Below are 21,668 nucleotides of genomic sequence, written 5' to 3' on the forward strand. Positions count from 1 at the left end.
ATAGTCTCTCATTCTATCACTTACATGATTAATGTTCCGTAAATTAAACTTAAAGCGGCTAAAATAGCGCTAATTAAGCTAAAAGGAAACGAATGCGAATAGGGATAGTCGGGTTGGGATTGATGGGGGGATCGATGGCTTTGGCCCTCAAGCATATCTCTTTTGTCACCTCAATTGTCGGAAGCGACCACAATGAAGAGCACCAGCGCATTGCGTTGGCGCGCGGATTAGTGCAGGCTATCGTCCCATTTTCCAAACTCAAAGAAGAGTGCGATGTTATCTTCCTAGCTGTTCCGGTCAACGGCGTTATCACACTCTTGAATGAGTGTACCGATCTTGAGGGAAGCGATAAAACGCTGATCGATTTGGGAAGTACCAAGGCCCCTATCGTCGATGCGGTTCCCCCTTGCATACGTGAAAACTTTATTCCGGCACATCCGATGACGGGAACTGAGCAATTCGGTCCCAATGCTGCTCTCGAAGGGCTCTATGCCGATAAAGTTGTCGTATTGTGTGACCTCGAACACAGCGGCGCCGCTCAACGCGACATCGCATTGCGTATTTTCCGCTCTATCGGGATGCAGGTGCATACTATGGGTGCGGCGCAGCACGATCGACATGCGGCATTTATCAGCCATATGCCCCACGTCATCTCTTATGCACTTGCCAACACCGTGTTAGCCCAAGAGGAAAAAGAGAATATCCTAACCCTCGCTGCCGGGGGATTCCGTTCCATGAGCCGTTTGGCAAAAAGTTCACCTGCAATGTGGGAAGATATTTTCCGTCAAAACCGTGACAATGTCCTGGAAGCGGTCGAGTTATTCGAAAGAGAGCTGCACACCCTCAAAACTGCCCTTAAAAATGAAGACTATACCGAGTTGCGCAAAGAGATGAAGGGGGCGAATAAGCTCTACGAAATCTTTTCGTGAATCACATCGAATAGAGTCTGGTTTTCACTTTTTCACCCGCCGGTTTTATCGGTGTATGAGCCGTATCTTCCAATAATTCTTCACTGAGACTCTCCGATTTCATCTCTGCCGTATCATGTAAATCATGCGCTATGTGCTGTTCACACACACTGAGATTATAGGCTGTTCTTTGTGCCAATAACCGATTGTTTGTGTATACATGCCGATACCAGTAGCACGCTTTTTGGTACTCACCGGCTTTGTAGAGGGCATTTGCGAGGTTGTATCGTATTTCAGGCGAGTCGTGGATTGTTTGATAGCGTTTGAAATATTCGGCACTTCGGCGATACTCTTCCTGCTCATACGCGCTGTATCCCTCCCGCAACATTCGAAAATCCAACATTCCCGCCCTCGAGGGGGCCTCACCGATCGATACCATAAATAACACTGCGACAAGGGGGACACTCAGCCGTTTGCTCATAGAGGAGAGGGCGATCCATATCAGCAGCATCGCCAATCCGAGCGGATAGGTAAAGAGAGGGACATGCGCATAGAGGCGTTGAGATTTTTTTATTTTTTCTATTTTCTCCGTAACTTCTGAAAACGGCGTATTCACTTCCGTAAGCGGGTCGCCGATGAGTACTTTTACATCCTTTGAACCCAGTTTCCCGACTATAGCCCTGTTACTCTCGTCGCGAACCATGACATCTGCATCCAGCCCTTCAATCAGAGTTACCAGCATATCCGTATCGGTGCTATGAGGCGATATCCGGTACAGTTGCGTATCGTATCCGACCAAAGCGATATTTTCTCCCCGCAGATGACGAACCGTATCAATCGCAGAGGCTTTCTCCGCTTCGAACGCCTCACGTGATTTTTTTGAGAGGTTCAGCGCCATCACGACATCGGCGCTCCCCTCTCCTATTGCATCCTCATCCAGTATCACAGGCTGTGCCATCGCGATTATCAGTAAAATAGAAGCAATCAAAAACAAAGTATTGCGTCCGCGAAGCCCCATCGTAATTTCAGGCGCTCTGAGCTGAGCCAGTGTCTTTTCGCTAAAAGGGGCGGATTGAGGAGCTTTTTGGGTCTGCCAAAAATAAAAAAGTACGATAACACCCGGCAGCATCCAAAAGAAAAATTCACTGTGCAAAAAGGTCATTTTATCCCCTTTTGATTCCGTCCGTACAGATACGCCAGCAGAAATAAAAAGGCTAAAAAAAGAGGATAGATATAGTAATACTCAAAATATCGGTGTGTCTCCTGAACCTTATACGAAGGATATTTACGGCTTAGCGTATCGATCCAATGGCGATCTTTGAGAGGAGAGACAAATGCCGTTTGGACTCCTGAGGGGAGTGATTTAACGAATGCATCGGGAGTATCTGAAACAATAACGGCCAATCCTCTCCCCTCCCCGGATGTAGCGAAAAAACGGCCGATGGTTCGTTGAACCGATTCGGAGAGATCATGTATCGGTGTCTGCATCAGAATAGATTTGAGCACATCATGCTCATACGTCATCGGAACTACCGTGTCCGGAGGGATCCACAATGCGATTCGCTCATCCGGACGACGATCGATAAAAGAGGCGATTTCGGCACGCACTTCAGGTTTATTGATTGAGGGATCGAGGACTATAAGTATATCCCATCCGCCGCCGTGGCGGGGCATTTGCAGATCACGTACGGGTGACATCAACGCTACGATCAACAGTGAAATCATCCCCCATTTGGCTATCCATATCCATATCGGAGGTTTTACTCCCACATCGCTGAACATTGCCGTTCTGGGAAAATAGAGAGGGTTGGAGCGCAGCGGACAGAGCGCTTCACACGCCAAAAAAAAGAAAACAAGAAATCCCAGTTTCGGAAACTGGAAATAGACGTCCTCAAACATCAATGATCTCTAGATAAAGGCGGTAATACCCCAGAGTCTCCTCATCGATGGCATCCACTACGGGAGCATATTTGTACGGGGCCAAACGTTCAAAAAGATTATGATAGGCCTGATGGGTCCGTTCATTATCATTCGAAAAGAAATACCCGATGCGGCTGATCGCATACGCCGCAGATTTCGGCTCGCTCAAACTGATCGATTCCAGCGCCTTATACGCTTTATGGCGTTCGCTGAGGCGTCGGTTGCGTAATTTTTTGAGGATGAAAAAAACAAGAGAGAGTGATACGACGATGCCGATTGTAATACTCCCTGCAAAGAGGTAAATCGTGTAATCATGTATCTCGACCAGCGGTGCGATATCATTCACCGGAATATCTGCCATCTGAGCCATTATTGTACGCCTCTCGAGCAAAGCCTAATCGGCTTCGCTGGCCGCTGTGGTTCTGAAGCTAGTTCGCAAAGCGAGCAGAATAAATACATCATACTCTTCCCTCAAATAAACGGCGAAGGGTTACCGAAGCCGATCCGTCCGTGTACAGTTTGGTCGCTCTGATCCCATCACGTCGTAGACGATCGAATAACGCGGCATCGTGTTCGCGGACCCGCTCATGATATTTACGAACGCTCCGGGCATTGAAATCCCCCTCCAAGACCGCTCCGCTTTCCGGGTCGATCAATGCGCTAAACCCCATCGGTTCCGGTTTCTCTTCAAAACGATCTCTCACCACGATGGCGACAACTTCATGTTTTTTCGCCAACAGCCGCAAATCGGGAATCTCGAAAAAATCGCCGAGCACGACGATCAGGGAACGCCGTTTCAGCCGTCGATAAAGGGTCGTTGCCATAACATTGTAATCGGCATGATGGTGGAGCAGTTCCGAGCCTAAAATCGTTTCAACGCTTTGCGCGACGGCGAAGCGCTTTTTGCTCGCCCGCACCTCATCCCGCAGCGTTTCGGAAAAATTGATATGGGTAAACAAATCTCCGTTGGCGAGTGCCGAATAGCCGATCAACGCTACCGCTTCCGCAAGGGATTCGATCTTGAACTGCTCGTGCCCGAAATGGAGGCTTCCCCCCAGCATTGCAACTGTAACGACAGATAGTTCCCGCTCTTCTCTGAATACTTTCACAAACGGACGCTGCATCTTTGCGGTGATATTCCAGTCGATATGACGGGTATCGTCTCCGCTGACATATTCGCGCAGTTCGATAAAGTCATACCCTTCGCCACGGAACATGGAAGGGTTGTTACCGATACGATCGCCGATAATCTGGCGTCGGGCTTTGAGGAGAATGTGGCGAGTATTTTTCATCGGTTAAGGTATCGGTACCGCTTTGATGATCTGCTCGATCAAATCGTCGATTGCAATCCCCTCCGCTTCCGCTTCGTAGCTCAGTACGATACGGTGACGCATCAGCTCTTTAATGATCGAGGCGATATCACCCGGTGTAACGAATGTTTTCCCCCGCAAAAAGGCTACGGCACGTACCGCTTTGAACATATCGATACTGACACGTGGGCTGGCACCGAACTGCAGATAGCGTTTGATTGATCCGAGTCCGAATTTTTCCGGTTCACGCGTTGCGCTGACGAGCGTAATCATATAGCGTTCCACCTCTTCATCGATATGGATCGTTTTGACCTTCTCCTTGAGGATAGTGAGCGTATCCAAATCAATGACGGCATTAATCGCTTCCGCAGTCGATGAGGCAACACGGCGGGCAATAAAGAGTTCCTCTTCGGCACTGTTGTAACCGACCGTAATTTTGAGCATAAAACGATCCAGCTGCGCTTCAGGGAGGGGATAAACCCCCTCGTTTTCGATCGGATTCTGCGTCGCCATAACGAGAAACGGAGGGGAGAGCTTGAAACTCTCATCCCCAAGCGTCACCTGACGTTCCTGCATCACTTCGAGCAGTGCGGACTGTACTTTCGCGGGGGCACGGTTGATCTCATCGGCGAGGAGGAGGTTCGTAAAAATAGGCCCTTTTTTAATTTTGAACGCATTGTTTTTCGGATCATACACCTCAGCCCCCAAAATATCGCTCGGCAGCAAATCAGGGGTAAACTGTACCCGCTTAAATCCGAGTCCCAAAGCCGAAGAGAGTGCTTTGACCGTCGTCGTTTTTGCCAGTCCCGGAATCCCCTCGATGAGGATATGTCCGTCACACAATAATCCGATCAACAATCCGTCAATCATCTTTTCCTGACCGACAACGACTTTGGCCATTTCGGAGCGTATTTGATTAATAATATCTGTCATTGTTAATTTACCTCTTTTTCTATTGTGAGTGTACTTAATTTCTTTTTGGCTTCGCTTAAACCGATCGTATTTGATTCAAGTGCATTGATAATCACATCATAGCGCTTATCTCCGCTCAGAGCCAACATCAATACCAGTTCTTTCGTATTTCCGGCTTTTTCCCAAAACTGAGCCGTTTTTCGGCGCGGCCGATGTTTCCAAAGGCGTCTTGCAATCTCTCCGAGGAGAACCCCGAAAGCAATCAGCATAGTATAAAAGGCGTACCGTTTTAGTGTCGACGTATCGGTCAGATCGGGAGCATCGAGCAAAGAGGAGATATCATACCCCTCGCTCACTTCTACCTGTAACGGAGCGCTTTGCAGCATTTTCATCCGATTGTGTACCGTATCGAACACACTTAGACGCAGTGACGGTATCGTATACGGCTTTTCTGCGACCAGAGCAAACTCTTGTCGTACCTCACCCGAATAGCCGTCTTTTGAAGGAGAGAGTGATTTTTGAGGCGGTTCGGCAAATACCTTCACTCCACTGATATTGAGTTCATACGGGACGAACTGATCCAAGTTTCCTGAACCTTTGATAAACAGACTCAGATGCAGAGGCTCGTAAGCACGGACACTTGTATGATCCATACGAGCTTCAAGTGTAATATTTCCGATCAATGCCGCACTGTTTGACTGGGCAATCAGCTTGAAAGAGGGAAGATGCGTCTTTGTTTCGACAATATCCTCTTTACTGATGTTATCACGCCCAAGATGGGCATTATAATCAATTGCTCCGGGAGGAACATATTCTACTGTCCCATCCAAATTGACTTCAATGGAACCGCTTCTTTTAGGGGTGATGATGAGTTCAAACGAGTTTATTCTCTTCCCTTTGACAACTCGGTCTTGTTCCCGCAAGATGCTTATAGCATAGTCTGTATTTTCTTTTAGATTCAACTTGATCGAATATTCGGTCGCACTTCCATCAAAAAGACATTCATATCGGGCAAGGGCACTTTGTCCCACACGAAGCGATTTAGGAGATTCGACAAGCTGCCAATGGTATGCCTCTGCCCATACGTACAGAGGAAATAAGAGGATTAGGATCACAACCCTACCAAGGCTTCGTCTCATGCACACTCCTTTGATTAATCAACTCATATTGGCGGGAACTGAGTTTTGCCTTCCCTTGCGACATTGAAAAACGAGGGTCACTGTCGGTCTTTTTCCCCTCATCTCCCCCGCCTCCGGATGCCGTATCGGTTTTCATGTTCGATCCGCCCCCCTCTTTCGAGGTTTTTTTCTCTCCCGTAGGTTTGTTCTCATCGGCAGAAAAATTATCTTTTTTCTCTTTACGGACACTGAGGCTTTTTTGTTCCTGCACATCCTCAATCGCATAGAGGTTCTGATCCGCGGCTTTCGTATAGCGCAGTGTCAACGATTTCAGATACGCTTCTCGTGCCTGGGCAAACTCCTGAAGACGGATATGACAATTACCCATATTGTAAAAAACATTGGCTTTAAACTGTTTATCGTCCGAACGGATCGAGTGATAAAGGCTCAATGCCTCCTGATATTTCCCATCTTTATAGAGCGCATTGGCACGGTTATAACGGGCCTTATCCCCTTCGACATGGCGATACAGATCAGCTGAGCGTTCAAAGTTCCCGTGCAGATAATTTTGTTTCGCCAAATAAAGATAGCCGAAATCCAAAACGCCCCCATGCGCCGACAATCCGATCAGTGCTGCCAAGGGAACCAATGCCCGCGACACTCTCTCGCCGATAGAGGTAAAGGCGGCGATGAAAGCGAGCAAGGCAATAAAGAGCGGAATGTAAAACAGTTCCTGATACCGCATCACCGACGTACTCCCTGCAAAATCCTCCTGACGGGCATCATCGATAAGCGTACGCACCGCATCACTGTCTTGACCCTGGATCATTCTCCCCTCATGAATAAGCGCTTCAATCGCGTCATTGCGGGCACTGACCACGATATGGCCCGCTTCGTCTTTGAGAAACGACCCATCCGGCATCGGAAGCGTACTCCCCTCATGGGTAGCAAGCATCACGACACTCACCGCCAAGTTGTTGTCGCGGATAAACTCCGCTTCTTTGAGATAGGAGCTGTCATCTCCACCGTCGGTGAGCAGAATCACGATCGGACGGGCGGCATGGGACATTTTTCGCGCCAGCTCCAGCGCGCTCATCACATCGGTCCCTTTGGTAATGATCTGCGATTCGTCCAGAGAGTTAAACAAATGTTCGAGAAGCTCCGTATCCTTTGTCAAAGGAGAAAGGACGATCGCACTGGTCGTAAACCCTATCACACCGAAACGATCGCGGTGATCGCTGTGCACTACTTCCTTCAGCAATCTTTTTGCAGCTTCCAGACGGCTGGGAGAAATATCCGTCCCCCGCATCGAATACGACAAATCCACCGCCATAATCACATCGGAACCCGCTTCATCCACCGTAACCGGCTTTTGTGAAATCACCGGACGGGCCAGGGAGAGGATCATAAAGCTCATCGAAACCAGCAGCCATACTTGCATGTTCCAACTCTTACGCCGCGCCATCCACAGATACCCTAAAACCAAAACAAAAGCGATCAGCCAGAAGGGGGAAAGAAAACTCATACCCACACCCTCCTTCTCCACATCAATATCAGCACAATCATCAGGGCAGGAGCCAGAAGCCACTGATAATAGTGGGTAAAAAAAGTATGCTGTTTGCTTTTAATCGATGAACGCTCGAGTGTATTGATCTCATCGTACACCGCCTTCAACTCTTTTTGATTCGTAGCGGCAAAAAATTTCCCGCCCCCATCCGCAGCCAGTTGCTTCAAAAGTGCATTATCAAACTCTCCCGGTTTTCCGATTCCGATCGTATAGAGCTTTATCCCGGCTCTCTGCACCATCTTAACCGCCTCTTTGGGAGAGATCGAACCGCTGTTGTTCTCTCCGTCAGTTAGGAGGATAATCACTTTACTGCGTGCCTTGGAATCGCGCAGTGCGCGTACGGATTGGGCTATCCCTTCACCGATCGCCGTATTCTGCCCTGCCATTCCGTGATTTAAATATCCGATCATTTCGGCGATAATCTCTTTTTCATACGTCACGGGAGTCGCTATAAAAGCGAAATCTCCGAACAATACGACTCCGACATTGTCTTCGAGGCGCTTCATCACGAAATCAGAGGCGATTTTTTGGACGATTTCAAACCGGCTCTCACGAGACCCGGCATCGGCAAAACCGGATGCATTCATCGATCCGCTCCCATCGAGGGCGAGCACCATATCGATCCCGTTGCGATTGCGCGGATCGGAGAAGTCTACAACCACGGGAGTTGCCAATGCCCCCACCATCAGCATAACGGCCAGAGCCTTGAGCAGCCATTCGAGATTGCGCCATTTTCCGACTGCACCAAAAAAATGCAAGTGAGGAAAATAGCGGGGATTTGGAGTGATTTTGCATTTATACAGACAATAGAGCAGTGGTATCAGCAGTAAAAATGCCCATGGAAAATCAAACGACCATACATTCATACGATAATTATAACCCTTTTACCGGCACGAAACATGTGCACCCAAAACAGCCTCTTCTTTTTTGGCATGCACGCATTGGGCTTTGCTCATGACGACATCGCTGAAACGGGTTTGCCATAATAAAGTGTCTTTCATTTTAACGGAGCGCAGATCGTTTCGGATAAACTTTGCATCCCCCAGCTCCGCATCGGTAAAATCCGTTTTCGCAAAATGTGCGTCCGTAAAATTGGCTTTCCAGCTCTTGGTTGAGCGAAGATCCGCAGAATTCAAAGTGCTTTGTTCCAGATGAACCCCTTTAAAATTGGCCCCTTGGGCATGGATACCGGTCAAATCCGCTCTTTGCATCGTCCCTTTCCAAAAAAGAGCTTTTTGCGCATTTGCCCCGCTGAGATTGCAATCGCTGAAATCTCCCATCTCGAAAAGACTCTCATGCAAATCCGCACCGCTGAGATCACTGCCGTGAAAATCGCCTCCGCTAAAATCGTTTTGGCTGAGATTTGCCCCGCGCAGGTCACATCCGACGCACTCTTTATCCTCCAGCGCTTTTTTCAGATGGGCGGCATCGTACGCACTCAGTGACATTCCTACCAAAAGAGCCATCACCGCTTTTTTCATTGAATCCCCCGAATGCGGTGCAGTTCAGTCAAAAACGGTTGTGCGCGTTTACTCCCCACAATCGTCTCTTTTTTATTCCCCGCTTTGTCGATAAAAAACATCGTCGGAATCCCGAAGAAATCATATCCGTCAGGGAGTTTGCTTTTATGGACATTTTTTTCTATCACGACGAAGTTACGCTTCATATACGCCTCAACCGCTTTATCGTGAAACACTTTTTGTTTCATATACGCACATTCGGGACAATCATCCGTGGTATAGATCATCAACACCAACTTATTCTCTGTCCCCATCGATGCAACGGCGGTTTTAAACTGCTCATCCGTTTGAATCGGCGCAGCGCTCCCCGCAGCCACCATCATCCACACTGTAAAAAAGAATTTGATCATTCTCTCCCCTCATTTGATAGTATTATTATAATTTAATGCCGTATTGATTTAGTACCGTCACCATGAGCCAATAACATAGCATCGTTACAATGATAGAGACTGAAAGACTCAGATAAAAATTTATCCCTTGCTTCAGTAAAAAAGGGAGCGTTACGAATAACGCTAACGATGGCAGTACCAGCCAAAAAATACTCGTTGAGAGCATACTGATTTTAGAAACATCTTTCGTATCGACATACAGCCAAAGCATTGCGAGTACCGACATTAACGGAATAGAAGCGAGCAGAGCACCGATGAATGAGCTTCTTTTTGAAATCTCTGAAATCAACACTATCAAGAAAGTGGTAATGACGATTTTGATAATGTAATACATCACGATGATATTCTCCTGTTCCCTATATCTTCTATAAAGTATTATTTTATCATGAAACACTCCCCAAAGACTCGTGTTAATTCCCCTCTTGAGCACTTTACGAGAAAAAATACGCTATTAGTTCCATTTTCACTCAAATTCTATTGACAAAAAAGGTTACAACCGCTATAATTCCCGTCCATAAATTGTGCTGGAACAGTTTATTGTTATTTCATGTCTCGTTAGCTCAGCCGGTAGAGCATCTCACTTTTAATGAGGGGGCCGATGGTTCGAATCCATCACGAGACACCACTTTTCAACCGCATTTATGTGGCCCCATCATCTAATGGTTAGGATTCCAGATTTTCATTCTGGCCATACGAGTTCGAATCTCGTTGGGGTCACCAACTTTAAACTCCCTTTATTATTTATTTTCAATCACTTTAAGTTTTCTCAGCTAACCTGGTTTCTTCCTATTATTCTATTTACTTCCACGACATAAATAACAATTTTAGTCCCATTTATATATAAGAACATATGAATGTCAATTCACTTTTATTGTAACTCGTAATAATCTCTTCATTAAAACATGGAGTGATACATGAGAAAATTATACGTTTCTATCATACTAGCCAATGTCTTGTATTCAGTATCGGTTTACGCAGGAGGTGAACAAAGTATTCACGATTTAGTATTACCGAAAATCACTGTCAAAGCTCAAACAATAGATTTTGTTGAGACGGATGCATCGAGTGAAGGAACCGTAACTGCAGAACAACTCTCTAATCGACCGATTCTCCGTCCTGCGGAAGTGCTAGAGACGGTTCCGGGACTTATCGTCACACAGCACAGCGGAGATGGGAAAGCAAACCAATACTTTCTTAGAGGATTCAGCCTCGATCACGGAACCGATTTTTACACAACACTCAATGGTATGCCAACCAATCTTCCGACTCACGCACACGGTCAAGGGTATAACGATCTAAATTTCTTAATCCCGGAATTAATTTCAGAAATTACCTATAAAAAAGGTCCTTACTATGCCGAAGAAGGAGATTTTGCTTCCACAGGAAGTGCACACATCAATTATGCGGATGCAATGGATCAAGGAATCGCTAGTCTCTCGTTAGGCAGTTTCGGACACAAACGGTTGCTCAATGCCGATTCGTTTGAACTTAAGGGCGGAACATTACTGTATGGAATGGAATATTTTTATAATGATGGGCCATGGGAACATCCGGAAAGGTATAAACGATTCAACGGTATCGTCAGTTACACCAAAGAAGAAGGGAGAAACCGCTATAAAGTGACCGCAATGGGGTACAAAGGGGATTGGGATGCCACCAATCATGTCCCCGTACGAGCCATCGATTCTGGTGTTATAGGGCGCTATGGATCGCTTGATCCGAGTGATGGCGGAATCACCCACCGTTACAGTCTAAGCGGAGAATTTGAACGACACGATAATAGAGTCACAACAAAAGCCAATGCCTATATTATTGACTATGGCTTGGATCTTTTTTCAAACTTTACCTATTTTCTCAATGATCCCGTCAATGGGGATCAGTTCCAGCAAAAAGAGTCCCGTATCATCGCCGGTGGAAATATCGGGCAAGTTCGGGTCGGATCAATTTTTGGAATGGATTCTATCGCTTCTTATGGATTACAGGTGAGACATGACTCCGTTGATGTTGCTCTCAATCATACAAAAAGTCGAAGTTGGCTCAATACAATGACTTCGGATAAAGTCAAAATCACTACTGCAGCCCTCTATTATCAAAATGAACTCTCACTCAGCGATAAGGTTCGTATGATTCCGGGAATTCGATTTGATACGTACTGTTTCAATGTGGAAAGTGATGTTAATAGTGCTAACTCAGCCACGAAATACGCTTCAATCGCTAGCCCGAAACTCAATTTTATTTTCGGACCGTGGGAAGAGACTCAATTCTTTTTAAACGGAGGGTACGGTTTCCATAGCAACGATGCGCGCGGAATTAGTGCTTCAAGCAATCCCGCAACTCCACTAGTGCGAACCAAAGGAGCTGAAATCGGTATTCAAAACCGCTCGATTACGGGGTTAGAAACTTCCTTGGCTTTTTGGATGATGGATAGCGATTCTGAACTCGTATTTGCAGGGGATACGGGCGGTACGGAACCGACGGGAAAATCACGACGGCAGGGGATCGAATGGGCAAACTATTGGACTCCATCGGATTGGTTTATTTTGGATGCAGACGTAGCAGTCTCTCAAGCCCGCTATAAATATCCTGATATAACAGGGGGAAAATATGTTCCTGAAGCGATTGAAAAAGTCGTCTCAGTAGGCATTTCAATCAACGATTATAATGATTGGTTCGGAGGTATGCGTTTGCGCTATTTCGGCAGTCGTGCATTGATTGAAGATAATTCAGTACGTTCAGAACCATCAACACTTGTCAATCTAAAAGCAGGCTATCACATCGCGAAAAATTTAGATGCAAGTATGGATATCTATAACGTGTTCAATCGAGAAACCAACGACATTGAATATTTTTATGAATCTAAATTGGCTTCAGAAGGATCGGGTGTATTAGATCACATGGTTCACCCCGGTGAACCCAGATCATACCGTTTTAATCTAACTTATCGGTATTAATCTCGCTTCAGCACTATTTTTTTGAAATCTCCTGCACTGTTCCACTCGGCTTGGGCCGGAGAACACGGGTGCGGATTTGCGGTTGTCGCCGATGAAGGTTAATCTCCATAGAGGTGATCTAAACAAAATGATTGCCTAAACTGTAGCGACAGGTTCTCCGAAATAATACCCCTGTGAAAAATCTACTTCCAAATCCTTGACTTTCTCGTAAACATTTTTGGAGTGTACAAACTCTGCGACGGTCTGAATGTTCATGCTTTTGGCAAAATCAACGATTGTTTTCGTAATCATTTTAGCATTTTCGTCACTATCGATGTTTTTAATCATCGAGCCATCGATTTTTATGTAATCGACCTTGAGCTTCATAAGATATTCAAAGTTAGAATATCCTGTTCCGAAATCATCGATAGAGATTTTAGCTCCGTATTGTTTTACGCTGTCGATAAATTCCAGCACCTGTTCAAAGTTTTCGATCCCTTCTGATTCGATAATTTCAAAAACTATTTGCGAACCCATATTGGATTCTTGCAATTTTTTCAGGATAAAATTGTTGGTATCTTTATTGATAATATCTTCAACGGAAATATTGATCGAAACAATATACGGCAAGTCCTTAAATATTTTCAATGTTTTTTCTACAATTATATTTGTCAGCTGATGATACAATTTATTCTTTTTGGCAAGGTCTAAAAAATGAATCGGTGCGATATAGGAGCCATTATGGTCAACCATACGCATGAGTGCTTCATACTTAACAATTTTTTGAGTCACTGTATCGACGATCGGCTGAAAAACAGGAACTATTTTATCTTCTTCTATCGCTCTTTTAAGGCGTTTGGTCCATTCAAAATTTTTCTCGTATTCTTTTGCCATCGCCATTGAATCATCATATATCAGAAAATTCTTTTTACTTTTTTTAGCAAGTTTTAGTGCTATGTCCGCATTCATTAACAATGATTCCGAACCATGGGATATACCCATCGTCGCACTTAAACTCACTTCACTTGTTTCGCTGATCGTAAAGCTTTTACGCGAGATTTTTTCGCTGATTAACGAAGCGAATATTTTATATTCATGCAGACTCATTCCCATATTGCAAACATGGGCGAATTCGTCCGAATGGAGTCGGTAAAGACCGTTATGTTTCGGCATAATCTCTTGTAAATACAGAGCGAACTCTTTTAAAATAATGTCGCCGGCCGGATCGCCGTAAAGATCATTTATCTCCTGAAAAGCATCGATATTTATGATCATTAAAAACACGTTTGCTTTTTCTTCAAGTCTTTCAGTCAACCTTCTTCTGTTTTCAAGACCGGTTAGGCTGTCATAATAGAATTGATGTTCTATGGAATCAAGCATTGAGTTAAAGACATTTTTAATGGAATCTATCTCTTCAATGTTATCATCAATATTTACCCGTTTTTTCATGTCGTTAGATGCGGTAATACTTTTAATGACGTTCACGAAATTTTTGATCGGCTTTATCAAATACTGTCTGAGTTCTACAAATATAGCTGCATAAACGGTTAATGAAAAAATCACAATAAACAAAATGAAAAAATTAATCATCTCACTCAGAGATATTTTCAAATCTTCGATAGGATAGGAGACATCAATTACACCGAGCGTATCGCCGACCGTTGCATTCGTATGACATTTAAGACAATCACTTTTTGCCTTGACGGGATAGTAGTATTTGATAAGGTCAGATTCCGATATACTGAGAACCTCTTTGCCGTGAATGGCTGTCATAATATCTTTATCGGTAGTTCGGGCTTTCTTGTCTTTTTCAATTTCTCCAAAACGCTGCGCAACGATTTCACTTCGATAGACATTGATTTTCATATTTTTATCAACATTGTTCAATCTGCCGATGATCTCATTGAGGTCATCTTTATTCCAACCTCTCTGCATTGCCGAATAGAGTGCTTCAAAAACAAGTAGACTGGTTTTTTTAGCATCGATATGCGCAAGATTCGTAATAGCATTACGCTTCATATATTCACCGTAGACAAACGCAAAAACAAGCGTTATAACCATTGTGACAAATATAATTTTTGCTGCTATTTTTGTATAGGTTGTTTTATATGACATTTGCTTTCGACCGATTCCTGCATCAAACTAAAGTAATTCAAAAACAAACTATCCCTGAAAAAATTGCTAGGGACAATTTTAAAGCCTGATGCTACTTAGTAAGGTGTTATTATACTCAAAGGAAAAGATTTTACTATGTTAACATTTCTCCGTTACAATTTTCTAATTTTATAGTAGGAGGCAATCATATGAAATCTTTCCTTTACACTACCCTAGCATTCGTATTTTTATCCGGCTGTTCCGCAACATGGCACGGCGTGAAAGAGGATACTTCCCATTCTGTCGAATGGACCAAAGAACAAGTGAATCACGGGGCCGCTTACGTCAAAGAAAAAACCGAATAATGTGTTTTATCCTTACCATTGCATTTATCGTTGCTACTATCGCTTTTTATACAAACGGGCTAATGATACAGGCGCTCTCGAGCGCTCTCATAGCCTCTGTCGCACTCTTTTTCCTTATCCGAAAACTCATTACGAACGGTCGCTGTATCTTCGGCAAAGATCGCGACTGCAACAAAAGCTAAGCCCGTCTTTTCAGCTTCTGCGCTACAATCATCCCTTTAAATTAAAGGTCAGATCGATGATAAAAGTGTTTCTTCTTTTCCTGTTCGCAGCAACCCTTTCGCTTAGTGCCGATGAGCCGAAAGAATGGGGGGAAAACGTTAGTGGGGTAACCACAAAATTCCATACCGATAAAAAAGAGATTGCCCTTACCTTCGATGCATGCGGAGGAAGTGTGAAAAGTTCACAATTTGATGCGGGGCTTATCGACTTTTTGAGCGAAAACCGTATTCACGCCACGTTATTCATTAACTCCCGATGGATTCAAAGCAACCCCGAAATTTTTGAGCGTTTGGCGGCAAACCCTCTGTTTGAAATCGCCAACCACGGTACGGCACATCATCCTCTCTCCGTCAACGGTAAAAGCGTTTACAATATTCCCGGTACCGCTTCGCCCGAAGAGGTCGCACATGAAATCAACGGTAACGGTGACTTGATCGAAAAACTCACCGGAAAACGCCCTCGTTTTTTCCGATCCGGTACCGCTTATTATGATGAACAGGCGGTTGCGATCGCGCATCAAAACGGAGTCGAGATCGTAGGATTCAGTGTTTTGGGAGATGCGGGGGCCACCTTTAGCGCACCCAAAGTAGCGCAGCAGCTGGAGAGCGCCCATGCCGGCGACATCGTTATTTTCCACATGAATCATCCCGAAAGCGGGACACGCGAAGGGGTAATGGAGGGGATTTCCAAACTCAAAGCGGAAGGTTTTACTTTCGTCCGCCTCAGCGATGTCAAAGACCGCTTGGAGCGTATCCCCTGAGTTGTATCAGTGTTATTTTAAATATCCAGATCCACAGCCACGCAAGCGTCAACTCGAACCCGATAAATGCGACAAGTTTTACTATGGCGAACATCTCATATCCCATCATAATAGGGACCACACTCAGCTGATCGAAAACATAAAGAGTGAAGAGGAAATGGGTAAAACGTGTTCTGGTATTTGATGAGATTACATCAATAAAGGAAAAAAAATGGAGCACAACCATAAGTGCGATCCCAATGAAAAGCGTATGCGGTAAAAGCACTTCGACTAATCCGTGAAATGATTTATGGGCATAGTGGGCTGTAATCTCATGCGGGGAGATTCCGATATTGTAAAAAAAGAGCCATCCTCCCAATGCCGCTTGCAGAACCAAAAGGGCGCCAAAACCTAATGCCAAGAGGGTAAATAGACGTTGATTCATTTAGAGGCGTCTCCGAATAAGTGCAATAAACAGATCCGTCGACATGAGAATAATCACAGTGTGAAAGAGGATAAAAGAGCTCAATGCGATGATAACGGATATACCTCCGAATACAGATGATGCGAGCAATCCGATAGGATAGCTTAATAATGTTATGAGAAGGAGCGAAAAAAGGGTCATTTTTGTCCGCGTCGTCCGTGAAGTACGTACATAGAGTGCTGCTATTATAATAAACGTAATAATAAGCCCAAAGAGATCGGTATGAATCTTTAGCAGTAAATCACTAAAGAGCAAAGGGTCGACAAATTCTGATTCATTCCCCAAAACGGTAGTAACCCATTTATCAGGTGTCAAACCGAAATCAATGCTTTTAGCGCTTAGACTAAGCCCCATAGCGAGTATTATAGCAATCAACATCCATAACATAACGGCACGTAACGTTACATTATTAGAGAGTTTTTTTGACGCAATAAACTTCATGGTTTCACGATCTCCAATAGTTCCAATGCGATCCGTGCCCCATCGGTAATGGCACGGGCGGACAAAGTAGCCCCTGTCGTAGTGGGAATGTCCTGATTGAGTTTGAGCGTATTGGCACTGCTTTTATTATCGAATACGTCTAACCATGTCTTGCTTGGAAGATACTCAATAGGTTCATTGAAAGCGACGATCTCAATCGATTTTATTTTACCGCCGAGATCGATAAGATAGAGGGCAATAGCCGTTTTAGTCCGTACTTTTTTATTCATCAGCACACCATAGCCAACTGTTTTTTCCCCGTTTTTTGCGAGATAAATCCGATAGAGTTTGGTATCGATTTTTTGCATAGATGCCTGTGAAAGCTGTGTCATCTGTGCATCTGTTAAAATGATGTTTTGCGTATCAACACTTTTGGCATTAAAGGTCCGTTGTGTGAGAACAAGAGGATCGCCCAATACCTGGGCGAAACTAAGAGTACTAAGAGCGATTAGAAAAAGAACGATTTTAATCAAAATATGAATCCTAATCCGAAGGAGTAAATCCCTTCATTTTCATTGGTATCAATACCATTCTTATTATGCCGTAATTTATATTCCCCTTTTAGGACAACTTGCTCATGAGGAAAGTAATTTAAACCGTACGTAAAACTCTCAGTATTTCCAAATGAAGTCCCATCCGTAAGCGATGTTGCAAGATTATAGTTTTCATACTGGAAGAAAATCGGTAACCGCGTACTTGCCTGTGTTAAGTACGGCAAGATATTATATTCCATATTGACATACCCGCCACGCGCTGATTCCGGATGTACCGTGGCAATGACTCCTTGGTGATCACCGAGATAGGAATCGGCTTTACTGAGATGCGATTGCGTATAGAGCCCTTTTATTTTGAATCCTTCATATTGGTACTGAGCATGTATGTCGGCGATCGTCATGATCCCTTCCGCTTGCCCATTGGTAGAAGGCCCTGCTTTACCCGCATATAGACTTGTTCCAATGAGCAATCCGTTCATTCCGACATAATCAAGCCGTGCGACTCCGCCGATATTGGATGTTTCATTGTTGGATTCATTTCCTCCGCGTCGCGCATCACGAATCCAGCTTTTTCCGAAAGTATCGGCTTCCGGTGTTCCATCATGGTTGGCAAGACCCATATCGAGTGCAACAATGGCTCCTGCCGCATAATTAAAAGTATCGGTTTTTCCATATACCGTCAATCCCGTTTCATGCCACGTTGAGGGGATAAGATATTGTTCAACATCAGGACGTGCAACCGTATTAAATAATACCGGCTCATGATTCAGATTGATTAATCCCATAGGGACGACTTGATGTCCTAAACGAACATTAAAGGCTGGATCGATTAAAAAATCAAGATAAAGTTGTTCTACAGAAACTTCTTGCCCACCGTGTTCAAATTCGATTTCAGAATTCAAGATAATGTTGTCACTGAACTTATACCCGATATAGGGGACAAATCTATACACTTCGGATGTATCCGTACCGGTATGGTTTTGATGCGAATAATACATCTCGCCATAGCCGCCTATAGAGAGCGGATTCTTAGAATAATAAACTTTGGAAGCCGCCGCACCCAGCCCTGCTTCGGTTTTTGTCATGTCCACTGTACTGAATGAAGTGGCGTTTTGGGCATTGATTACTTCATCAGCGAGGGCATTAGTTTGTTCCGCCTGTTTTTTAGAATTCATTTCAAGAGACTCTAGTCGCTCCGTAAGCGCTTTCAACTGAACTTTGAGATCAGAAATTTCATCCGCAGACAGAGTGTTGGCTAGAACCAACGCAGCTGCAGAACTCAAGAGGAGTTTTTTCATACGACAACCTTTTTGATAGTGATTATTAATAGCGAAAGTATAGAGCATAAACCTAAAAATAATATTAATAATGAAAATAGGTATCAATATTTGTATATTTTTTGAGAATTCTTGGTAAACTTCTAAGATGAAAACACTATTTGTACTCTTATTATCCCTTTCCATCCTCTACGCTGCACCTCGTACCCAAGTACATATGGGGACTCTCATCAGCATTGACGTAGACGATCAAAATCTCAGTGACACTGTTTTTGATTTGTTTACAGAGTTGGATAATCGCCTTTCGACGTATAAAAACGATTCAGAAATTTCACGTCTTAATCGTGAATATAAGTTAAACGCTTCCAACATAACACGGAAAATTTTGGAGCGATCCCTTGAAATGAATCATATCAGTGACGGTGCATTTGATATTACAGTCGGTTCATTAACGCATGGAGCCTATCGTTTTGGATACGATGACGAACATCTCCCTTCAAAAGAGCTTCTCCAAAAATCAGAAAAGCTTGTCGGATCCTACAGACTTAGGATTGAAGAGAATGATGTCAAAACCCTCCCCGGAACCATCATCGATTTAGGGGGAATCGGCAAAGGATACGCAGTCGATTTAGCGATAGATGAACTCCAAAAAAATGATGTTTCAAAAGCAATTGTAGCTGCATCAGGTGATATCGGCTGTTTAGGCGACTGTAAGATTGAGATTCAAGACCCTTTCCATCCAAATGCCCATATTGCGACCATCCGATCCACGTTGCCTCGATTTGCCGTGAGTACCAGCGGAAATTACGAGCGTTATATTAAAAACAAATCCAATAATCACCTACTCGACCCAAAAACTGGGCAATCGGAACACTCTTATGCATCGGTTACGTTGATTGACAGTGGAGACAATACGCGAATAGATGCCCTTGCGACTGCCGTGTCCATAATGAAAGAAAAGAAAGCCATCGCGATGTTACAAAAACTCAATATAGGCTATGTATTGATTCACAATAATGGCACGATACTCAAAAGTGCCATGCCGCAGGGTGTTTCTATCACTTTTGTTACTGTCACATCCACTCCGGATACGGCAGAAATCAATAAAAATGTTCTTTGAGTTATAATTCCGCACTTTATTTGCGGAATTTTTATGGAAACACTTCTTCTCCTCGCTGTTGCCTTGGCAATGGACTCCGTCGCTGTCTCGATTGCGATCGGTTCTAAATACAAAGAGCTGTTACTCTCCAGCGCCCTTTTTGTTTCCGGCGTTTTCGGATTTTTTCAGGCAGCCATGCCGATTGCTGGATATTTTATCGGAATCAGTTTTGCCGAGTACGTCCAGGCGTTCGATCATTGGATTGCCTTTATTCTCCTGGTAGGGCTTGGGGCTAAAATGCTCTATGAAGCGTATAAAAACGAGTTTGACGAGGAGGTAACCGATCTCTCGAATAAAACCCTTATTTCTCTGGCTGTTGCAACCAGCATCGATGCCATGGCGATCGGGGTAACGTTCGCATTTTTACAAACGGATATTTTTACGGCAGCGGGAGTCATCGGGCTTGTCACCTTTATCCTCTGTGTCGCGGCAGTTTATATCGGGAAAAAACTAGGTTCATTGTTAGAGAGTAAAGCGGAGATGCTGGGGGGACTGATGCTGATCGGATTGGGATGCAAAATCCTGCTGGAACATTTGGGGATACTTTAATCCCAACCGTCCTTGGCATGATTATCATGTTTTGATTTCTTATAGCGGCGGGCATTCACCCGTTTTTCCAGCTGATTTTGGGCATAAAACAGCTCTTCTTTGATCGTCTTGATATCAACATCACTGGCTCGAAAATCGAGTATTTTTTGCCCCAACGCTTCGAGTTCGGTATATTCATCTTTATAAAGCGTCACCGCCTCATTTTTTTCCAGAAACCGAAAATTCATATCGACTTTCTGATCGTACTGCTCTTTGGTCGGGTTTTCGCTTTTTGCCAAAAAGGAAAGTATTCCGCTGATAAATCGTCCCAACAGACGAATATACCGAAGCCGTTTTGAATTTTCTGTTTTAGATGTCCCCATAAACCCTCATATTAATCATTCAGCGATACAATACCGCCATTATACCCTCAAGAGGATTTAGAATGCGTATTTTACTGATTGCCCTTATGCTGTTTGCCACCACGTTGATGGCCGATTACATTCGTCAACCGATCGATCAAAAACTAATCGACTCCAAAATCAAAATCATAGATATCCGTACACCTGAAGAATGGAAAACCACAGGCTTGGTCAAAGGATCAATCCCTATTATGTTTTTCAATGAAAAAGGGGATTACGATATCAACGGATTTTTAGCGGAACTGAATACAAAAGTCAAAAAAAATGAACGCTTTGCCGTTATCTGCAACAGCGGCAGCCGCAGCAAAGTGTTAGGGACGTATTTAGGAAACCAGTTAGGATACAACGTTATCGATTTGGCTGGAGGAATCCAATACGCTATCAGTAAAAAGCTCCCGCTTGAACCCTATAAAGCAGCGAAATAAGATCAGATAGCCTTAGAAAGTATGTTGGAGATTCAATCCGATATACTTCCCTTCACTTGCCGAGTTTTGGACGACCGGAGATAAGATATACTGGTCTGTAACATAGGCACCCAACGCTGAACCGGCAATATGCGAAGCCGTATCTAGTAATTGACTGCGTCCATTACCATGAAGGGCATACTCGATACCTTGTTCAGCTGCTATCACAATACTGCTCACCCCAAAACCGATCATCCCTCTATCGGATCGATGTGCCGGATAATATCGGTCAACAACCGCCGTAATCCCCCCTGCCATGACCGCTCCGCCGACAAAATGACTGAATTCACTGTTAAAACTGTCATTTGCGCCAAGCGTTGTAACAGCGATCATACTGCTAACAACTAAATATTTTAATTTCATGCT

The 21,668-nt window shown here is 44.3% G+C and carries 26 protein-coding genes and 2 tRNA genes; 10 read left to right on the forward strand and 18 right to left on the reverse strand.

Annotated features, from left to right (window positions below; all coding sequences use genetic code 11):
- The first annotated feature begins 92 nt into the window (after window positions 1-92).
- Window positions 93-929, forward strand: a complete 837-nt coding sequence (locus PHE37_RS01075; RefSeq protein ID WP_299996470.1) for a prephenate dehydrogenase — start codon at window positions 93-95, stop codon at window positions 927-929.
- A 1-nt stretch (window position 930) separates the two neighbouring features.
- On the opposite strand, the gene PHE37_RS01080 is transcribed toward PHE37_RS01075, so the two are convergent.
- The 11 genes from PHE37_RS01080 to PHE37_RS01130 all read right to left on the reverse strand — a co-directional run bounded on the left by PHE37_RS01080 (window position 931) and on the right by PHE37_RS01130 (window position 9,978).
- The gene (locus PHE37_RS01080; RefSeq protein WP_299996467.1) at window positions 931-2,070 is read right to left on the reverse strand and encodes a hypothetical protein; all 1,140 of its coding nucleotides are present in this window, start codon (window positions 2,068-2,070) and stop codon (window positions 931-933) included.
- Entirely contained in the window at window positions 2,067-2,807 is a 741-nt protein-coding gene (locus PHE37_RS01085) for a hypothetical protein (RefSeq protein ID WP_299996464.1), read from the reverse strand. Before PHE37_RS01085 ends, PHE37_RS01080 begins: the two co-directional genes overlap by 4 nt.
- Window positions 2,800-3,198 carry a hypothetical protein gene (locus PHE37_RS01090; RefSeq protein ID WP_299996461.1) on the reverse strand — a complete coding sequence of 133 codons (399 nt, stop codon included), beginning with the start codon at window positions 3,196-3,198 and terminating at the stop codon, window positions 2,800-2,802. Before PHE37_RS01090 ends, PHE37_RS01085 begins: the two co-directional genes overlap by 8 nt.
- Window positions 3,199-3,286: 88 nt before the next feature.
- On the reverse strand, window positions 3,287-4,120 hold the full coding sequence (locus PHE37_RS01095; protein WP_299996459.1) for a DUF58 domain-containing protein: 834 nt from the start codon (window positions 4,118-4,120) through the stop codon (window positions 3,287-3,289).
- Between the two features lie 3 nt (window positions 4,121-4,123).
- Window positions 4,124-5,071 carry a MoxR family ATPase gene (locus PHE37_RS01100; RefSeq protein ID WP_299996456.1) on the reverse strand — a complete coding sequence of 316 codons (948 nt, stop codon included), beginning with the start codon at window positions 5,069-5,071 and terminating at the stop codon, window positions 4,124-4,126.
- Between the two features lie 2 nt (window positions 5,072-5,073).
- Window positions 5,074-6,189 (reverse strand): hypothetical protein, encoded by a 1,116-nt coding sequence (locus tag PHE37_RS01105; protein ID WP_299996453.1) that lies wholly within the window; start codon window positions 6,187-6,189, stop codon window positions 5,074-5,076.
- Window positions 6,170-7,693 carry a VWA domain-containing protein gene (locus tag PHE37_RS01110; RefSeq protein ID WP_299996450.1) on the reverse strand — a complete coding sequence of 508 codons (1,524 nt, stop codon included), beginning with the start codon at window positions 7,691-7,693 and terminating at the stop codon, window positions 6,170-6,172. The genes PHE37_RS01105 and PHE37_RS01110 overlap by 20 nt, the downstream gene beginning before the upstream one ends.
- Complete coding sequence (locus tag PHE37_RS01115) at window positions 7,690-8,601, reverse strand: VWA domain-containing protein (protein ID WP_300008102.1); 912 nt, start codon at window positions 8,599-8,601, stop codon at window positions 7,690-7,692. Before PHE37_RS01115 ends, PHE37_RS01110 begins: the two co-directional genes overlap by 4 nt.
- Window positions 8,602-8,619: 18 nt before the next feature.
- The gene (locus tag PHE37_RS01120; protein ID WP_299997829.1) at window positions 8,620-9,216 is read right to left on the reverse strand and encodes a pentapeptide repeat-containing protein; all 597 of its coding nucleotides are present in this window, start codon (window positions 9,214-9,216) and stop codon (window positions 8,620-8,622) included.
- A complete protein-coding gene (locus PHE37_RS01125) occupies window positions 9,213-9,605 on the reverse strand; it encodes a thioredoxin family protein (protein ID WP_299997827.1) in 393 nt (130 codons plus the stop codon). Before PHE37_RS01125 ends, PHE37_RS01120 begins: the two co-directional genes overlap by 4 nt.
- A gap of 25 nt (window positions 9,606-9,630) precedes the next feature.
- Window positions 9,631-9,978, reverse strand: a complete 348-nt coding sequence (locus PHE37_RS01130; protein ID WP_299997832.1) for a DUF3147 family protein — start codon at window positions 9,976-9,978, stop codon at window positions 9,631-9,633.
- Between the two features lie 215 nt (window positions 9,979-10,193).
- Between PHE37_RS01130 and PHE37_RS01135 the strand changes: the two genes are divergently transcribed.
- The 3 genes from PHE37_RS01135 (at window position 10,194) to PHE37_RS01145 (ending at window position 12,595) form a co-directional block, all read left to right on the forward strand.
- Window positions 10,194-10,269 (forward strand) — tRNA-Lys (locus tag PHE37_RS01135).
- 20 nt (window positions 10,270-10,289) lie between these two features.
- Window positions 10,290-10,364, forward strand: a tRNA-Glu gene (locus tag PHE37_RS01140).
- Window positions 10,365-10,558: 194 nt separating this feature from the next.
- Window positions 10,559-12,595: a TonB-dependent receptor gene (locus PHE37_RS01145; protein WP_300008105.1), complete on the forward strand. Its 2,037-nt coding sequence runs from the start codon at window positions 10,559-10,561 to the stop codon at window positions 12,593-12,595.
- Between the two features lie 135 nt (window positions 12,596-12,730).
- On the opposite strand, the gene PHE37_RS01150 is transcribed toward PHE37_RS01145, so the two are convergent.
- Window positions 12,731-14,689: an EAL domain-containing protein gene (locus PHE37_RS01150; RefSeq protein WP_299996485.1), complete on the reverse strand. Its 1,959-nt coding sequence runs from the start codon at window positions 14,687-14,689 to the stop codon at window positions 12,731-12,733.
- 188 nt (window positions 14,690-14,877) lie between these two features.
- Between PHE37_RS01150 and PHE37_RS01155 the strand changes: the two genes are divergently transcribed.
- Genes PHE37_RS01155 through PHE37_RS01165 form a run of 3 tightly spaced genes read left to right on the forward strand, consistent with a single transcriptional unit; the run spans window position 14,878 to window position 16,015 of the window.
- Window positions 14,878-15,033, forward strand: coding sequence for a hypothetical protein (locus PHE37_RS01155; RefSeq protein ID WP_299996488.1), 156 nt, complete (start codon window positions 14,878-14,880; stop codon window positions 15,031-15,033).
- Window positions 15,033-15,215 (forward strand): hypothetical protein, encoded by a 183-nt coding sequence (locus tag PHE37_RS01160; protein WP_299996490.1) that lies wholly within the window; start codon window positions 15,033-15,035, stop codon window positions 15,213-15,215. Before PHE37_RS01155 ends, PHE37_RS01160 begins: the two co-directional genes overlap by 1 nt.
- Window positions 15,216-15,271: 56 nt before the next feature.
- Entirely contained in the window at window positions 15,272-16,015 is a 744-nt protein-coding gene (locus PHE37_RS01165; RefSeq protein WP_300008107.1) for a polysaccharide deacetylase family protein, read from the forward strand.
- Here the strand turns inward: PHE37_RS01165 and PHE37_RS01170 are convergent.
- The 4 genes from PHE37_RS01170 to PHE37_RS01185 are packed head-to-tail and all read right to left on the reverse strand — an operon-like array spanning window position 15,987 to window position 18,750.
- Window positions 15,987-16,439 (reverse strand): hypothetical protein, encoded by a 453-nt coding sequence (locus PHE37_RS01170; RefSeq protein WP_299996495.1) that lies wholly within the window; start codon window positions 16,437-16,439, stop codon window positions 15,987-15,989. The two genes, PHE37_RS01165 and PHE37_RS01170, sit on opposite strands and share 29 nt — an antisense overlap.
- Complete coding sequence (locus PHE37_RS01175) at window positions 16,440-16,919, reverse strand: hypothetical protein (protein WP_299996497.1); 480 nt, start codon at window positions 16,917-16,919, stop codon at window positions 16,440-16,442.
- Window positions 16,916-17,431, reverse strand: coding sequence for an FMN-binding protein (locus tag PHE37_RS01180; RefSeq protein ID WP_299996500.1), 516 nt, complete (start codon window positions 17,429-17,431; stop codon window positions 16,916-16,918). The genes PHE37_RS01175 and PHE37_RS01180 overlap by 4 nt, the downstream gene beginning before the upstream one ends.
- On the reverse strand, window positions 17,428-18,750 hold the full coding sequence (locus PHE37_RS01185; RefSeq protein ID WP_299996502.1) for a porin: 1,323 nt from the start codon (window positions 18,748-18,750) through the stop codon (window positions 17,428-17,430). The genes PHE37_RS01180 and PHE37_RS01185 overlap by 4 nt, the downstream gene beginning before the upstream one ends.
- Before the next feature lie 127 nt (window positions 18,751-18,877).
- Between PHE37_RS01185 and PHE37_RS01190 the strand changes: the two genes are divergently transcribed.
- Both PHE37_RS01190 and PHE37_RS01195 read left to right on the forward strand, forming a co-directional pair.
- On the forward strand, window positions 18,878-19,849 hold the full coding sequence (locus tag PHE37_RS01190; protein WP_299996504.1) for an FAD:protein FMN transferase: 972 nt from the start codon (window positions 18,878-18,880) through the stop codon (window positions 19,847-19,849).
- 27 nt (window positions 19,850-19,876) lie between these two features.
- Window positions 19,877-20,437, forward strand: a complete 561-nt coding sequence (locus tag PHE37_RS01195; RefSeq protein WP_299996530.1) for a manganese efflux pump MntP family protein — start codon at window positions 19,877-19,879, stop codon at window positions 20,435-20,437.
- On the opposite strand, the gene PHE37_RS01200 is transcribed toward PHE37_RS01195, so the two are convergent.
- A complete protein-coding gene (locus PHE37_RS01200) occupies window positions 20,434-20,799 on the reverse strand; it encodes a hypothetical protein (RefSeq protein WP_299996507.1) in 366 nt (121 codons plus the stop codon). The genes PHE37_RS01195 and PHE37_RS01200 overlap by 4 nt on opposite strands.
- Window positions 20,800-20,861: 62 nt before the next feature.
- Between PHE37_RS01200 and PHE37_RS01205 the strand changes: the two genes are divergently transcribed.
- On the forward strand, window positions 20,862-21,263 hold the full coding sequence (locus tag PHE37_RS01205; protein WP_299996510.1) for a rhodanese-like domain-containing protein: 402 nt from the start codon (window positions 20,862-20,864) through the stop codon (window positions 21,261-21,263).
- A 12-nt stretch (window positions 21,264-21,275) separates the two neighbouring features.
- On the opposite strand, the gene PHE37_RS01210 is transcribed toward PHE37_RS01205, so the two are convergent.
- Window positions 21,276-21,665 carry a hypothetical protein gene (locus tag PHE37_RS01210; protein ID WP_299996513.1) on the reverse strand — a complete coding sequence of 130 codons (390 nt, stop codon included), beginning with the start codon at window positions 21,663-21,665 and terminating at the stop codon, window positions 21,276-21,278.
- Between the last annotated feature and the right edge of the window lie 3 nt (window positions 21,666-21,668).

The sequence above is a fragment of the Sulfuricurvum sp. genome, assembly GCF_028681615.1.
Lineage (GTDB): Bacteria > Campylobacterota > Campylobacteria > Campylobacterales > Sulfurimonadaceae > Sulfuricurvum.

Excerpts from the sequence above, each read along its gene's own strand:
- PHE37_RS01075 (WP_299996470.1), top strand. The coding sequence starts at position 93 with ATGCGAATAGGGATAGTCGGGTTGGGATTGATGGGGGGATCGATGGCT.
- PHE37_RS01080 (WP_299996467.1), bottom strand. The coding sequence starts at position 2,070 with ATGACCTTTTTGCACAGTGAATTTTTCTTTTGGATGCTGCCGGGTGTT.
- PHE37_RS01085 (WP_299996464.1), bottom strand. The coding sequence starts at position 2,807 with ATGTTTGAGGACGTCTATTTCCAGTTTCCGAAACTGGGATTTCTTGTT.
- PHE37_RS01090 (WP_299996461.1), bottom strand. The coding sequence starts at position 3,198 with ATGGCTCAGATGGCAGATATTCCGGTGAATGATATCGCACCGCTGGTC.
- PHE37_RS01095 (WP_299996459.1), bottom strand. The coding sequence starts at position 4,120 with ATGAAAAATACTCGCCACATTCTCCTCAAAGCCCGACGCCAGATTATC.
- PHE37_RS01100 (WP_299996456.1), bottom strand. The coding sequence starts at position 5,071 with ATGACAGATATTATTAATCAAATACGCTCCGAAATGGCCAAAGTCGTT.
- PHE37_RS01105 (WP_299996453.1), bottom strand. The coding sequence starts at position 6,189 with ATGAGACGAAGCCTTGGTAGGGTTGTGATCCTAATCCTCTTATTTCCT.
- PHE37_RS01110 (WP_299996450.1), bottom strand. The coding sequence starts at position 7,693 with ATGAGTTTTCTTTCCCCCTTCTGGCTGATCGCTTTTGTTTTGGTTTTA.
- PHE37_RS01115 (WP_300008102.1), bottom strand. The coding sequence starts at position 8,601 with ATGAATGTATGGTCGTTTGATTTTCCATGGGCATTTTTACTGCTGATA.
- PHE37_RS01120 (WP_299997829.1), bottom strand. The coding sequence starts at position 9,216 with ATGAAAAAAGCGGTGATGGCTCTTTTGGTAGGAATGTCACTGAGTGCG.
- PHE37_RS01125 (WP_299997827.1), bottom strand. The coding sequence starts at position 9,605 with ATGATCAAATTCTTTTTTACAGTGTGGATGATGGTGGCTGCGGGGAGC.
- PHE37_RS01130 (WP_299997832.1), bottom strand. The coding sequence starts at position 9,978 with ATGTATTACATTATCAAAATCGTCATTACCACTTTCTTGATAGTGTTG.
- PHE37_RS01145 (WP_300008105.1), top strand. The coding sequence starts at position 10,559 with ATGAGAAAATTATACGTTTCTATCATACTAGCCAATGTCTTGTATTCA.
- PHE37_RS01150 (WP_299996485.1), bottom strand. The coding sequence starts at position 14,689 with ATGTCATATAAAACAACCTATACAAAAATAGCAGCAAAAATTATATTT.
- PHE37_RS01155 (WP_299996488.1), top strand. The coding sequence starts at position 14,878 with ATGAAATCTTTCCTTTACACTACCCTAGCATTCGTATTTTTATCCGGC.
- PHE37_RS01160 (WP_299996490.1), top strand. The coding sequence starts at position 15,033 with ATGTGTTTTATCCTTACCATTGCATTTATCGTTGCTACTATCGCTTTT.
- PHE37_RS01165 (WP_300008107.1), top strand. The coding sequence starts at position 15,272 with ATGATAAAAGTGTTTCTTCTTTTCCTGTTCGCAGCAACCCTTTCGCTT.
- PHE37_RS01170 (WP_299996495.1), bottom strand. The coding sequence starts at position 16,439 with ATGAATCAACGTCTATTTACCCTCTTGGCATTAGGTTTTGGCGCCCTT.
- PHE37_RS01175 (WP_299996497.1), bottom strand. The coding sequence starts at position 16,919 with ATGAAGTTTATTGCGTCAAAAAAACTCTCTAATAATGTAACGTTACGT.
- PHE37_RS01185 (WP_299996502.1), bottom strand. The coding sequence starts at position 18,750 with ATGAAAAAACTCCTCTTGAGTTCTGCAGCTGCGTTGGTTCTAGCCAAC.
- PHE37_RS01190 (WP_299996504.1), top strand. The coding sequence starts at position 18,878 with ATGAAAACACTATTTGTACTCTTATTATCCCTTTCCATCCTCTACGCT.
- PHE37_RS01200 (WP_299996507.1), bottom strand. The coding sequence starts at position 20,799 with ATGGGGACATCTAAAACAGAAAATTCAAAACGGCTTCGGTATATTCGT.
- PHE37_RS01205 (WP_299996510.1), top strand. The coding sequence starts at position 20,862 with ATGCGTATTTTACTGATTGCCCTTATGCTGTTTGCCACCACGTTGATG.
- PHE37_RS01210 (WP_299996513.1), bottom strand. The coding sequence starts at position 21,665 with ATGAAATTAAAATATTTAGTTGTTAGCAGTATGATCGCTGTTACAACG.